General features: G+C 72.9%; 11 protein-coding genes and 1 pseudogene. 6 read left to right on the forward strand and 6 right to left on the reverse strand.

From position 1 onward, the window contains the following. The first annotated feature begins 305 nt into the window (after positions 1–305). A complete protein-coding gene (locus IH50_RS0108930) occupies positions 306–842 on the forward strand; it encodes a hypothetical protein (RefSeq protein WP_078913904.1) in 537 nt (178 codons plus the stop codon). 103 nt (positions 843–945) lie between these two features. Here IH50_RS0108930 and cobT read toward each other — a convergent pair whose 3' ends face one another. Beyond that, positions 946–2004 (reverse strand): nicotinate-nucleotide--dimethylbenzimidazole phosphoribosyltransferase, encoded by a 1059-nt coding sequence (gene cobT, locus IH50_RS0108935; RefSeq protein WP_030859141.1) that lies wholly within the window; start codon positions 2002–2004, stop codon positions 946–948. A 221-nt stretch (positions 2005–2225) separates the two neighbouring features. On the opposite strand from cobT, the gene IH50_RS0108940 reads away from it, so the two are divergent. Then, on the forward strand, positions 2226–3278 hold the full coding sequence (locus tag IH50_RS0108940; RefSeq protein ID WP_030859142.1) for a class I SAM-dependent methyltransferase: 1053 nt from the start codon (positions 2226–2228) through the stop codon (positions 3276–3278). A gap of 41 nt (positions 3279–3319) precedes the next feature. On the opposite strand, the gene IH50_RS0108945 is transcribed toward IH50_RS0108940, so the two are convergent. After that, a complete protein-coding gene (locus IH50_RS0108945; protein WP_030859143.1) occupies positions 3320–4519 on the reverse strand; it encodes a bifunctional adenosylcobinamide kinase/adenosylcobinamide-phosphate guanylyltransferase in 1200 nt (399 codons plus the stop codon). 84 nt (positions 4520–4603) lie between these two features. On the opposite strand from IH50_RS0108945, the gene IH50_RS0108950 reads away from it, so the two are divergent. Then, a complete protein-coding gene (locus IH50_RS0108950; protein WP_030859144.1) occupies positions 4604–4816 on the forward strand; it encodes a hypothetical protein in 213 nt (70 codons plus the stop codon). 201 nt (positions 4817–5017) lie between these two features. Here IH50_RS0108950 and IH50_RS0108955 read toward each other — a convergent pair whose 3' ends face one another. Next, on the reverse strand, positions 5018–5779 hold the full coding sequence (locus tag IH50_RS0108955) for a hypothetical protein (RefSeq protein WP_030859145.1): 762 nt from the start codon (positions 5777–5779) through the stop codon (positions 5018–5020). A 60-nt stretch (positions 5780–5839) separates the two neighbouring features. Between IH50_RS0108955 and IH50_RS0108960 the strand changes: the two genes are divergently transcribed. After that, positions 5840–6634 carry an adenosylcobinamide-GDP ribazoletransferase gene (locus IH50_RS0108960; protein WP_030859146.1) on the forward strand — a complete coding sequence of 265 codons (795 nt, stop codon included), beginning with the start codon at positions 5840–5842 and terminating at the stop codon, positions 6632–6634. Between the two features lie 24 nt (positions 6635–6658). Here IH50_RS0108960 and IH50_RS0108965 read toward each other — a convergent pair whose 3' ends face one another. The 3 genes and pseudogenes from IH50_RS0108965 to IH50_RS0108975 all read right to left on the reverse strand — a co-directional run bounded on the left by IH50_RS0108965 (position 6659) and on the right by IH50_RS0108975 (position 9309). After that, the gene (locus IH50_RS0108965; RefSeq protein ID WP_030859147.1) at positions 6659–6997 is read right to left on the reverse strand and encodes a hypothetical protein; all 339 of its coding nucleotides are present in this window, start codon (positions 6995–6997) and stop codon (positions 6659–6661) included. Between the two features lie 28 nt (positions 6998–7025). Further along, positions 7026–8230 (reverse strand): annotated as a pseudogene (locus IH50_RS37520) (cytochrome c oxidase subunit I). Between the two features lie 269 nt (positions 8231–8499). After that, complete coding sequence (locus tag IH50_RS0108975) at positions 8500–9309, reverse strand: endo alpha-1,4 polygalactosaminidase (protein WP_030859148.1); 810 nt, start codon at positions 9307–9309, stop codon at positions 8500–8502. A gap of 312 nt (positions 9310–9621) precedes the next feature. Between IH50_RS0108975 and IH50_RS0108980 the strand changes: the two genes are divergently transcribed. Then, positions 9622–11145: a leucyl aminopeptidase gene (locus IH50_RS0108980; RefSeq protein ID WP_030859149.1), complete on the forward strand. Its 1524-nt coding sequence runs from the start codon at positions 9622–9624 to the stop codon at positions 11143–11145. 459 nt (positions 11146–11604) lie between these two features. Beyond that, positions 11605–12993 carry a dihydrolipoyl dehydrogenase gene (lpdA, locus tag IH50_RS0108985; protein ID WP_030859150.1) on the forward strand — a complete coding sequence of 463 codons (1389 nt, stop codon included), beginning with the start codon at positions 11605–11607 and terminating at the stop codon, positions 12991–12993. Positions 12994–13016 lie beyond the last annotated feature (23 nt).

Raw genomic sequence — 13016 nt, forward strand, 5'->3', positions numbered from 1 at the left:
GGCTTCCCCCATGAGCCGGGGGCTCCATGAGCGGGAGGTACCCCCATCGTCCCTGGGGGCCGCGGCCTGGACCCTCTTCGCGCCCACGCGGCAAAGCCGCATGTCGGCACAGCCCCTCGTCCCTTTCAGGGGTCGACGCGGTCCTCAGCGGACGAGCCGGACCGGCCGCGTGTGGACACCGGCCGTGCCCGTGTTGTCAGTGGCGGCCCATAAGGTGCGTCCGACATCTCGAAGGGAGAAGCACCGTGGGATTCTCGGGGCACCTGGTCTTCGCTCGCAGCAGCCGTCCTCCGTTGGAAGCTCCCGTGTTCGACGACCTCGACGAAGAGTGCAAGGTCACCGTGGACACCTGGGAGTCGCGGCCGGGTGGCTGGCGGACGCTCCGGTTCGATTCCGGGACATGGGACGACGCGGACCTGCCCGCCCTGGTCGAGTGGAGCGGCGCACCGGCCTGTGTCGCCGACGTCTCCGACAGTTCCCTCGCCCTCGTGACCGGGCTGGACACCACCGGACGGCGTTGGCAGGCATGGCTCAACCCGGACATCGCCGCCGGGCTCCTGGTCGAGGAGCCCGAGGACATCGACGATCAGCTCCTGTGGCTGGACACGCCGGAGTTCCACGACGCCGTCAGGGACAAGCGCGCGGAACTCGACGCGGAGATACCCACCGACGCCGAGGGCGCCGTCGCCTGGGCAGCGGCCGCCGGTGTCCCGGTCCCGCCACGGACGGCCAGGATCGAAGAGCTGCTTCGCTCCCACGAGACCTTCGTGGAAGACCTCTTCGGCACGCTGCTCGACGAACTGGGTTTCCCCCGGGCCACCCAGCCCTCACCCGAGCCCTAGGCAACGACGCCTCGGGAGCGCGGGGCCGTGCCGGCATCCGGTCAACCGCGTATCCGGGGTCGAAGGGGCGGCGGTGGCGGGGAGAAGTGCGGCCCCCGGCCCGTCACTCCGGCTTCGCCGGAGTCTCCGGAAGTTCCGCCGCCAGGGCCGCCGCCGCCTGGATCAGGGGCAGGGCCAGCAGGCCGCCCACGCCCTCCCCGACCGTGACCCCGTGCGCCAGCACGGGGTCCAGCGCCATCCGGTCCAGCGCCTTCGCCTGTCCCGGCTCGCCGCTGTCGTGCGCCGCGAGCCACCAGTCCGGTGCCCGGAACGCCACCCGCTGCGCCACCAGCGCACACGCCGCCGTCACCACGCCGTCCAGCACGACCGGCAGCTTCCGCACCGCCGCCTGCAGCAGGAACCCCGTCATCGCGGTCAGGTCGGCCCCGCCGACCGTCCCCAGCAGCCGCAGCTGATCGCCCAGCACCGGCCGCGCCCGCCGCAGCGCGTCCCGGATCGCCGCGCACTTGCGCATCCACGCCAGGTCGTCGATCGCCAGTCCGCCGCGCCCGGTCACCACCGACGCGTCCGTCCCGCACAGCGCCGCCACCAGCACGCCCGCCACCGTGGTCCCGCCCACGCTCACATCGCCGAGCACCACCAGGTCCGTACCGGAGTCGGCCTCCTCGTCGGCCACGGCCATCCCCGCGCGGAAGGCCGCCTCCGTCTCCTCGGGGGTCAGCGCGTCCTCGATGTCGACGCGTCCGCTGCCCCGCCGCACCCGGTGGCGTACGACGTCCTCGGGCAGTGATTCCGGGTCGCAGTCCAGGGACATGTCGACCACCCGCACCGGCACGCCCTGCCGCCGGGCGAGCACGGACACCGGACGGCCGCCCTCCAGCACCTCCCGCACCAGTTCCACGGCGCTGCCCGCGGCCCGCGCGGAGACACCCAGTCCGGCGATCCCGTGATCGCCGGCGAACAGCACGACCCGCGGCCGTTCGATCGGCCGCACCGGCACCGCGGACTGCGCCGCCGCCAGCCACTCACCCAGGTCGTCCAGGCGGCCCAGCGATCCGGGCGGCACGATCTGGCGCTCCCGGCGCGCCTCCGCGTCACGGCGCACCCCGCCGTCCGGACGCTCGATCAGATCGGTGAAGTCGTCGAGATTAAGCGAGCTCATTCGCCGAACAGTACCGGCCCCCGCCGGACCCGACGGCCCACCGGTCGGCCTCCCGTACGGGGCCTCACCCCCTCCACGCCACCCCGGCGCCGTTCCACCCCGTGACGCCCTCCCATCCGTAACGTTTTGCCGTGGATCACCGGACATCCGTCCATGCGTCCCATCCGTCCCCGTACGTCGCGCCGCCCGGGTGCCGTACGCCCTCACGCCGGGAGCCGCCCATGTCCACAACCGACCCAGCCGGCGCGATCCCCGCCGCCTCCCACGGCTCCGCCCGGGTGCACGAGCCGCGCCGCGGGGACTGCCCCTGGTGCGGCTCCGCACGGCTGCGCAACCGGCTGAGAACGGGCGATCTGCGCCGGCACCGGCCGGGCCTGTTCACCGTCGACGAGTGCCGGGACTGCGGCCACACCTTCCAGAACCCCCGCCTCACCGCCGAGGGCCTCGCCTTCTACCGGCGGACCGTGCGCGGCGCCCCCCGCGACCCCGCCACCGAACGCGTCCTCGCCCTGCACGCCGTCCGGCACCGCCACCGGGGCGCGGCCCGCGCGATGCTCCCCTTCGGCGAACCGGAGAGCTGGCTCGACGTCGGCACCGGGCTCGCCCGCTTCCCGCTGACCGCGCGGGAGTTCTTCCCGTACACCGCCTTCGACGGCACCGACCTCACCGCACGCGTCGAGCGGGCCCGTACGCTCGGCCGCGTCGAGGAGGCCCACATCGGGCCGCTGACCGATCCGCGGGTCCTGGCCCGGCTGGCCGGCCGCTACGACGTCGTCAGCCTGCTGCACCACCTGGAGCACACCACCGACCCCCGCGCGGAGCTCCACGCCGCCCTCGACGCCCTGCGCCCCGGCGGCCATCTGCTCGTCGAGACCCTGGACCCGCGCTGCGCCTTCGCCGCCCTGTTCGGCCGCTGGTGGCTGCCCTACGACCAGCCCCGCCGGCCGCACCTGCTGCCCCAGCGCAACCTCCGCGCGGAGCTCGAGGGGCGCGGCTGCGCCATCGTCACCGCCGGGCACCGCGCCGCGCACGTACCGCACGACCTGGCCGGCCTGACCGCCCTCGTCCTCTCCCACGCGCTGCCCGCCCCGGACACCCCCTGGCGCGCCGTCCCGCCGACCCCGTTCCAGCAGCGCCTGCGCGCGGTGCTGCTCCGCGCGGGCACCCCGCTGGTGGTCGCGGCGGCGGTGACGGACCTGGCCCTCGCGCCCGTGGTGCGGCACACCCCGTTCGCCAACGCCTACCGGATCATCGCGCGAAAGCCGAAGTCGTAGCCGAAGCCGAAGTCGTAGCCGTAGCACCGTGCCCGGGGGGCTCATCCCCGCAGGACGACCGCCTGTCCCGCCACCACCAGCAGCACCTGTTCGCACTCCCGCGCGAACGCCGTGTTCAGCCGCCCGAGTTCGTCCCGGTACCGGCGGCCGGACGCGGTCGCGGGCACGATGCCCGAGCCGACCTCGTTGGACACGGCGACCACCGTCCGCCGTGCCCCGCGCACCGCGTCCGTCAGCTCCCGCGTCCGGTCCCGCAGCGCCCGTTCCCCGCCGTCCGCCCACTCCGCGTCGTCCCACGCCCCTACGGCGTCCATCGCGTCCGTCAGCCACAGCGACAGACAGTCGACCAGCAGCGGCGGCCCGTCGTCCTTCAGCAGCGGCACCAGGTCGCACGTCTCGACGGTCCGCCACGACCCCGGCCGCCGCTCCTGGTGCGCCGACACCCGCGCCGCCCACTCCGTGTCCCCGTTGCGTGTCCCGCCGGTCGCCACGTACAGCACCTCCGGGAACGACTCCAGCCGCCGTTCCGCCTCCACCGACTTGCCCGAGCGCGCCCCGCCCAGCACCAGCGTCCGCCGCGGTACGCCGGGCACGTCCTCGCGGGCGCCCACCTCCAGCGTGGTCCCGTCCGGTACGGCGCGCGCCCCGGCCGCCGCGAGCCGGCGCCGGGTCTCCGCGCCCGGCGGCACGTCGTGGTCCAGGTGGACGGCGACGACGTCCGTGGCCGGGCTCACCGCCCCCGTCTCCCGCAGCCTGGCCAGCGCGTCCGGCCGCCCCACGACGTCCAGCAGCACCATGGCGTACGGCTCGGCCGGCCCCTCGAGACCGGCCGGCGCCCCGCCCGGCGGCAGGTACAGCAGCCGCCGCCCGTCCGGTCCGGTCACCGCGTACCCGGTGCCGGGCGCGTCCAGCGCCACCGCCCGCACCCGATGCCCCGTCAGCAGCGCCAGCTCCCGCCCGTCCGGCACCCGTCCCGGCTGCGGCAGTCCGGCCGGCACCTCGAGAGCGGGGCCGTCGTGCGGGTGCGACAGCAGCACCTGGCGTACGCCGCCCGGCGAACGCCCCGCGCGGGCGGCCGCGAACGCGGTGCCCGGCGTGAGGTCGAGCAGCAGCGTCCCGTCCACGAGCAGCGAGGTGGCCGCCCGCGCGTCCGTGCCGAGCGCGGACGCGCACGCCGCGCAGGGACAGTCGGGGCGGGGCAGTCCCGCCGGGGCACCGGTGCCGAGCAGAGTCAGTTCCACGCCCCGATTCTCACCTGCCCCCACGGTGACTGCCCGTCCGACTACGCTTTGGGTCCGGTGTGATCACACTCTTGGGAGGCGTACATGGCGGCATGGACGTGGCGGTTCGAGAAGGCCGACGGGACGCAGGTCGAGCCCGCGGTGCCGCCGGAGGAGTTCCCCACGCAGGGGGATGCCGAGTCCTGGATCGGGGAGCACTGGAAGGCTCTGCTCGAGGGTGGTGCGGATCAGGTGCGGCTGCTGGAGGACACCACGGAGATCTACGGCCCGATGAGCCTCCACGCGGAAGAGGCGTGAGCTCGGAGGGCTGAGCGGAAGGGTTTCTCCGCCCCCGCCGCCCCTTCCTTCAAGGGGCGCCGCCCCTTCGACCCCGACGTGCGGGTGGGCGGGTGGTTGCTCGCGCAGTTCCCCGCGCTCCTGCAGGGGCGCGGGGTTGTGCCGACATGCGGTTCCGCCGCGTGGGCGCGAAGGGGCGGCTGGGGCGGAAAAGACTTGGGGTCAGCCTCGTTCCAGGGGCCGCGGTGTGGGGTCCGGTGTGCCGCCGAGCCAGTTCTCGACGGCCCGGCGGGGGCCGGACCAGCGGCGGTCGTGGCGGTAGGCACGCAGGATCGCGCGGGCGCGGGCACGCGGCCGGCGCCGGTAGAGGCGCCGGGCCCACAGCGATCCCGGCCGGGCCAGCCGCAGCGCCCCGATCACGGCGACGACCGGGATGATCACGCCGAAGACGGCGACCCGCGCCTTGCCCTTGCTCAGGGCGATCAGCGCGAACAGGAAGTTCGCGCCGATGCTCGCCGCGGCACCCGCGCGGTTCTGCAGCTCCTCCTGGGACAGGTCGTTGACACCGAACGGCACGAATCCGGCGAGCAGCAGCCCGACCAGCGCGGCGGTGAGGACGACCATCTCCACGCTCTTGCGCCCCGCCTCGGTCCAGTACACGTCGTCGAGGTGCAGGATGAGCGCGAACTCGTCCAGGACCAGCCCCGCGCCGATCCCGAACAGCACCGCGGCGAAGGCGGAGCCCAGCCCTTCCCCGCCGCTCGCCACCGCGCCGAAGCCACCGACGACCGTGAGGATGACGCCGGGCACCACATGGTGAATGTGCACCGAGCCCGCCGTGACATTGCCGAAGGGGCCCTTCCCGGCCCGGATCAGACGGGTGATGATCCGGGTGATCACGAAGGTGAGGACGAAGGCGGCGAGCGCGAGGAGCAGCGGAAGCTTGCCCGGCTCGATGATGTTCCGGTCCAGCCAATGTCCCATATCGGCACTTTATCCACAGCGGCCGTGGGCGCCCCGGTGACCGCCGGGTAATCTGCGCCGGTGCCCGCACCCCCCTCCCCCGCATCCGCCGCCGACGGCCTCCGCTTCGCCTTCGGCACCCTCACCGCGCTCCCGGTCCGGGTCACCCGCTGGGACCGGCCGGCCGCGCGCGCCGGAATGCTGTGCGCCCCGGCGGCCGGGCTGGCGGTCGGCGCCCTGGCCGCCGCCGCGGGGCTCCTGCTGCTGCTCCTCGGCGCGGGCGCGCCGCTCGCCGCCGTCGCCGCCGTCGCCGTACCGGCCGCCCTGACCCGCGGTCTGCACCTCGACGGGCTCGCCGACACCGCGGACGGACTCGGCAGCGCCAAGCCCGCCGAGGACGCGCTGCGGATCATGAAGCAGTCGGACATCGGCCCGTTCGGGGTGCTCACGCTCGTCCTCGTGCTGCTGGCCCAGGTGGCCGCGCTGGCGCAGGCGTACGGCCATGACGGGGCGCGGGGCGCGTTCGCCGCCGTCGTGTCGGCGGTCGTGGCGCGGCTGGCGCTCACCCTGGCCGCCCGCACCGGTGTGCCGCCGGCCCGCCCGGAGGGGCTGGGCGCGGCGGTCGCGGGGGTGGTGCCGGTGGCGGGCACGGTGGGCGTCGCGCTCGCGGTCACCGGGCTCGCGGCGGCCGGGGGCGCACTCCTGGGGGCGTACGACGTCCTGCGCGCCGTACTCGCGGTGGTCCTCGCCGTCGCCGTCGCCGAACTGCTGCTGCGGCACTGTGTCCGCCGTTTCGGCGGGGTCACGGGGGATGTGTTCGGCGGGCTCGCGGAGACGGCGGCGACGACCGCGCTCGTCGTCATGTCACTGGGCTGAGACCGCCTCGGGACCGGGCCGTCGTCACCGGACGAGGAACGCGGCGATCGCCGTGGCCACGCCGCTCGCCCCCGCCACGACCGCCAGGGCGACGCAGCGCGCCCTCAGCCGCCGGTAGCGGGTCTCGTACTCGGTGCGCAGTTCGGCCGCCCGGTCGCGGATCCGTACCAGTGCGGCCCGGGAGGCGGCGATCCGGTCGGCCCGGTACACGCGTTCCACCTCTTCGCGCTGCGCGGTCGTCAGCCACGGCAGCTCCCCGGCGAACCGGTGGGCCTGCCGCCGGGCCTCCTCGACCTCGGCGGCCCACAGAAGGTGGCCTTCGAGCCGGTTCCAGCCGAGGGCGCCGTCCTGACGGGGGTTCACACGCTCCTCCACGTTCCGGGCCGTGTTCTCATTGCTGCTTGTCGCCGGGGGCCACGGTCACGGAGGTCCGGGGACGGTTCTCGCTGTCGTCCAGCGCGGCGATGTCCGGGTGGTGCAGGTCGAACGCCGGGGACTCGCTGCGGACCCTCGGCAGGGTCAGGAAGTTGTGGCGCGGGGGCGGGCAGGAGGTCGCCCACTCCAGCGAACGGCCGTAGCCCCAGGGGTCGTCGACGCCGACCGGCTTGCCGTACTTGGCCGTCTTCCAGACGTTGTACATGAACGGCAGCATCGACATGCCCAGCAGGAACGAGGCGATCGTCGAAACCGTGTTCCCGTGACGTGGAAGTCCAGCGGCGGCGAGGCCAGCAGGACGCCGGTCAGACCGCCGAAGAGGAAGGTGACCAGGAAGCCCAGCGCCCACAGCATCGGCGTCTCGAAGGAGAGACTGCCCTTCCACATGGTGCCGATCCAGTTGAAGAACTTCACCCCGGTGGGCACCGCGATCAGGAACGTCATGAAGGAGAAGAACGGCAGCAGCACCGCACCGGTGGGGAACATGTGGTGCGCCCACACCGTCGCCGACAGACCCGCGATCGCGATGGTCGCGCCGACCAGGCCCATGTAACCGAAGATCGGCGTGCGGGAGAAGACCGGGATGACCTCGGTGATGATGCCGAAGAACGGCAGCGCGATGATGTACACCTCGGGATGGCCGAAGAACCAGAACAGGTGCTGCCACAGGATCGGCCCGCCGTTGGCCGCGTCGAAGATGTGCGCGCCGAACTTGCGGTCCGCCTCCAGGGCGAACAGCGCGGCGGCCAGCACCGGGAAGGCGAGCAGGACCAGCACACCGGTCAGCAGCACGTTCCAGGTGAAGATCGGCATGCGGAACATCGTCATGCCGGGCGCGCGCATGCAGATGCGCGGGAACGCCACATCCGGCGCGCCGATCTGCAGCGGCATGATCCAGTTGGCGAAACCGGCGAACAGCGGCGTCGCGAACATCAGCAGCATGATCGCGCCGTGCATCGTGAACGACTGGTTGTACTGCTCGTTCGAGACGACCTGCAGGCCCGGCCGGGCCAGCTCGGCGCGCATCACCAGCGCCAGGATCCCGCCCAGCAGGAAGAACCCGAACGACGTCGCCAGATACAGCGTGCCGATCGTCTTGTGGTCCGTGGTCGTCAGCCACTTGACGACGACCTCGCCACGCCTCTGACGCCGCACCGGCAGCTCGTCCTCGTAGGTCTCCTCGTGGAACGAGCCCACTGTGCTCTTGTCCGCCACTGTCCAAGTCCTCCTATGGGCCCGGGGAGAGTTCCGAAGGCAGCATGACGGGACGATTCCCCGTTGTGCCCGAAATGGGACACAGTGGCGCACTTTCCACTCGGCAATCGGGTGAGGCCGGGTTTTCCGCCCCGTGAGATCGCGGGACGGTGCCGGGCCCGGCCTCCGCTCCCTCGCCTACCGGACGGCGGACACGCCGGTGACGGGACCGGGCCTCAGCAGGCCTGGAGCCACGCGTCCAGTTCGTACTTCTTGAGCAGGGAACTCAGCCCCAGCCGGCGGGAGTCGGCGCAGAAGCGGTCGGTGGTCAGCTCGTACTCGACGTGGAAGACGGCCTTGTCCGCCTCGACGAACGGGGTCAGCTCGGCGCACTCGCCGTACTGGGCGCACTGCTCGTTGACCGCGAAGTCGAAGTCGTCCACCAGTTCGGGGATCTGGTCGAGGTCGTTCTTCAGGCCGACGGCCATGCCGCGCTCGTGGGCGAGCCGGGCGATCAGCCGGTTGTAGCGGAGCTGGTCACCGGCGGTGAGCGGGAACCCGGTGCGGTTGCGGTAGCCGTCCATGTTGTCCGGCTCCACCGCGTCGAAGCCCTTCTCCCGGCACATGTCGAGGCGTTCCGCCATGAGCGGCTCCAGGACGTCGGTACGGCGGATGTCGAGCCAGCGCTCGCCCTCCCAGCCGTTGCCGCGGCCGATCACCGACTTCGGGAAGTCGTCGGCGTCCGGGCGGAAGTCCTCCCAGGCGCCGGTGGAGAGGTAGCAGATGACCTTCCGGCCGTCGCGGTGCAGCTTCGCGACCGTCTCCTCCGAGTGGTCGAAGCCGTCGATGTCGTAGACCGGGACGTCGACGGAGGTGTCGAGCCGTCCGCTGAGCTGCCACTGCCAGGCGGTGCCGGCCCGGGGCCGCCAGCGGTCGCCGGCCGGTGTCCTCGCGGCGTCGTCGGCGCCGGCACCGGGTCCGGGTCCGGCCGTACAGGCCGCCAGCAGCAGGGCGAGCAGCGGAAGAAGGAGGAAGGGTCGTCTCACCGGGCGGTCTCCAGAACGGGCGGCGGTGTGGTCGGCACCGCGGGCGGTACACAGGAACCTCAAGGATCATCGTCGCCGTCCCCGGGTACGACGGCGGGGTACGGGAAACGGCCACGGCGCCACCGTGAGGTGAACGCCCGCAGGAGCGAGCGAACGCTCACACGCGCGTAGGCTCGTGCCGAGTGTCCGCCGCCCGGGGACGACCCCGACGGCACCGCGCCCGTATGTCGGAACTAGGGTCGGCTGCCGGGCCCGGTCGACCCACACCTTTCGGCCACCGCAACTTCACATCGGAAGCGAGATTTCACCACCGTGACTGCTCTCACTCTCAGCACCGCCGCGGTCCCCGGCCTGCGGGCCGACGCGATCGTGATCGGTGTCGCCAAGGGCTCCACGTCAGAGCCGGGAGGTCCCGTCGTCGCACCGGGCGCCGAGGCCGTGGACCAGGCGTACGACGGCGGACTCGCCGGCGTCCTGGAGACCCTCGGCGCGTCCGGTGCCGAGGGCGAGGTGACGAAGCTCCCCGCGCCGGCCGGCTTCAAGGCGCCGCTCGTGGTGGCGGTGGGCCTCGGCACCCAGCCCGAGGAGGACGCCGGCTACGACGCCGAGGCGCTGCGCAAGGCGGCCGGTGTGGCCGCCCGTGCCCTCGCCGGCTCCAAGAAGGCCGCGTTCGCCCTGCCCCTGACGGACGCCGCCGACGCCGGCGCGGTCGCCGAGGGCGTGCTGCTGGGCGCGTACTCCTTCGACGCCTACAAGGAGAACGGCAAGAACGGCAAGGCGCCGCTCGCCGAGGCCGCGCTGCTCGGCGGCAAGCCCCGCGACAAGGCGTACAAGGCCGCGGTCGAGCGCGCCACCGCCGTCGCCGAGGAGCTGAACCGCGCCCGCGACCTGATCAACACGCCGCCGAACGACCTCAACCCCGAGGCGTTCGCGGCCATCGCCCAGGCGGCGGCCAAGGAGCACGGCATCAAGGTGCAGGTGCTCGACGAGAAGGCCCTGACCAAGGGCGGTTACGGCGGCATCCTCGGCGTCGGCGCCGGGTCGGCGTCGGGGCCGCGGCTGGTGAAGCTGTCGTACACCTCGTCCAAGGCGAAGAAGCACCTCGCGCTGGTCGGCAAGGGCATCACCTACGACTCGGGCGGCATCTCGCTGAAGCCGGCCGGCCACAACGAGACGATGAAGTGCGACATGAGCGGTGCCGCCGCCGTGTTCGCCGCGGTCGTCGCCGCCGCGCGCCTCGGCCTCGAGGTCAACGTGACCGGCTGGCTGGCGCTGGCCGAGAACATGCCGTCCGGCTCGGCGACGCGCCCGGGTGACGTGCTGCGCATGTACAGCGGCAAGACGGTGGAGGTGCTCAACACGGACGCCGAGGGCCGGCTGGTCCTCGCGGACGCGCTGTGGGCGGCCTCGCAGGAGAAGCCGGACGCGATCGTGGACGTCGCGACGCTGACCGGGGCGATGGTGCTGGCGCTGGGCAGCCGGACGTTCGGGATCATGGCGAACGACGACGCGTTCCGCTCCGCGGTGCTCGAGGCGGCGGAGGAGGCCGGCGAGCCGGCGTGGCCGATGCCGCTGCCGGAGCACCTGCGCAAGGGCATGGACTCGGCGACCGCCGACATCGCCAACATGGGTGAGCGGATGGGCGGCGGGCTGGTCGCGGGCCTCTTCCTGCGCGAGTTCGTGGGCGAGGGGATCACCTGGGCGCACCTGGACATCGCCGGGCCGGCGTTCAACGAGGGCGGGCCGTTCGGGTACACGCCGAAGGGCGGGACGGGGTCGGCCGTCCGCACGCTGGTGCGGGTTGCCGAGCTGGCGGCTTCGGGGGATCTCGGCTAGGAGTTGCTCCTGGGCGCGCCCAAGGGGCCGGAAGTGCGGGGAATTGCGCGACTGCGGGTCCGTTGTGGCCGGTCGCGCAGTTCCCCGCGCCCCTTTCGGGCCGGCTGCGGCCGGCCCCTCCTGGCAGACGCCGCCCGCCGGACGCGCCCCTTCAGGGGCGCGGGGAACTGCGCGAACAACCCCCGCCCACCCGCACGTGCGAGACCGAGGGGCAGCGCCCCCTCGGAGGCGCGGGCAGGCCCCGCCCGCCCGGGCGTCCGGGGGCGAAGGGGCACCCCCCTTGGGGAACGTGGGGTGTCTCACACCACGGCCCGGCGTCTCGTTCGGGTCCCGCAGGTGCGAAGATGGGGCTCGGCAGGACAGGGCCCCACCTAAGGGCCGAGAACATAGAGCGGCCGGACACCAGCCGCCGACCGGTCACTGGAGACCGGCGTGGCGCACATGCATGGAGGACGTGACGTGGCGAACGACGCCAGCACCGTTTTCGACCTAGTGATTCTCGGCGGTGGAAGCGGTGGCTACGCCGCGGCCCTGCGCGGGGCGCAGCTGGGCCTGGACGTCGCCCTGATCGAGAAGAACAAGCTCGGCGGCACCTGCCTGCACAACGGCTGCATCCCCACCAAGGCCCTGCTGCACGCGGGCGAGATCGCCGACCAGGCCCGCGAGAGCGAGCAGTTCGGCATCAAGGCGTCCCTCGAGGGCGTCGACATGGCGGGCGTGCACAAGTACAAGGACGACGTGATCGCCGGCCTGTACAAGGGCCTGCAGGGTCTGGTCGCCTCCCGCAAGATCACCTACATCGAGGGTGAGGGCCGGCTGTCCTCCCCCACCTCCGTCGACGTGAACGGCCAGCGCGTCCAGGGCCGCCACGTCCTGCTGGCGACCGGCTCCGTACCGAAGTCGCTGCCGGGCCTGGAGATCGACGGCAACCGGATCATCTCCTCCGACCACGCCCTCGTCCTGGACCGCGTGCCGAAGTCCGCGATCATCCTGGGCGGCGGCGTCATCGGCGTCGAGTTCGCCTCCGCGTGGAAGTCCTTCGGCGCCGACGTCACGATCGTCGAGGGCCTCAAGCACCTCGTCCCGGTCGAGGACGAGAACAGCTCCAAGCTGCTGGAGCGCGCCTTCCGCAAGCGGGGCATCAAGTTCAACCTGGGCACCTTCTTCCAGAAGGCCGAGTACACCCAGGACGGTGTCAAGGTCACCCTCGCCGACGGCAAGGAGTTCGAGGCCGAGGTCCTGCTCGTCGCCATCGGCCGCGGCCCGGTCTCGCAGGGCCTGGGCTACGAGGAGCAGGGCGTCGCCATGGACCGCGGCTACGTCCTGGTCGACGAGTACATGCGCACCAACGTGCCGACCATCTCCGCCGTCGGTGACCTCGTCCCGACCCTCCAGCTCGCGCACGTCGGCTTCGCCGAGGGCATCCTGGTGGCGGAGCGTCTGGCCGGTCTGAAGACCGTTCCGATCGACTACGACGGTGTCCCGCGGGTGACGTACTGCCACCCGGAGGTCGCCTCCGTCGGCGTCACCGAGGCCAAGGCCAAGGAGATCTACGGCGCGGACAAGGTCGTCTCCATCAAGTTCCCCCTCGGTGGCAACGGCAAGAGCCGCATCCTGAAGACCGCCGGCGAGATCAAGCTGGTCCAGGTCAAGGACGGGGCCGTGGTCGGCGTCCACATGGTCGGCGACCGTATGGGCGAGCAGGTCGGCGAGGCGCAGCTGATCTACAACTGGGAGGCGCTGCCGGCCGAGGTGGCCCAGCTCATCCACGCCCACCCGACGCAGAACGAGGCGCTCGGCGAGGCCCACCTGGCGCTGGCCGGCAAGCCGCTCCACATGCACGACTGACCGCTTCGGTCTTCGGGCGCGAC

The organism is Streptomyces sp. NRRL S-37 (assembly GCF_000721605.1).
In the GTDB taxonomy this organism is placed as follows: domain Bacteria; phylum Actinomycetota; class Actinomycetes; order Streptomycetales; family Streptomycetaceae; genus Streptomyces.

Excerpts from the sequence above, each read along its gene's own strand:
- cobT (WP_030859141.1), bottom strand. The coding sequence starts at position 2,004 with ATGAGCTCGCTTAATCTCGACGACTTCACCGATCTGATCGAGCGTCCG.
- IH50_RS0108955 (WP_030859145.1), bottom strand. The coding sequence starts at position 5,779 with ATGGGACATTGGCTGGACCGGAACATCATCGAGCCGGGCAAGCTTCCG.
- IH50_RS0108940 (WP_030859142.1), top strand. The coding sequence starts at position 2,226 with ATGTCCACAACCGACCCAGCCGGCGCGATCCCCGCCGCCTCCCACGGC.
- IH50_RS0108950 (WP_030859144.1), top strand. The coding sequence starts at position 4,604 with ATGGCGGCATGGACGTGGCGGTTCGAGAAGGCCGACGGGACGCAGGTC.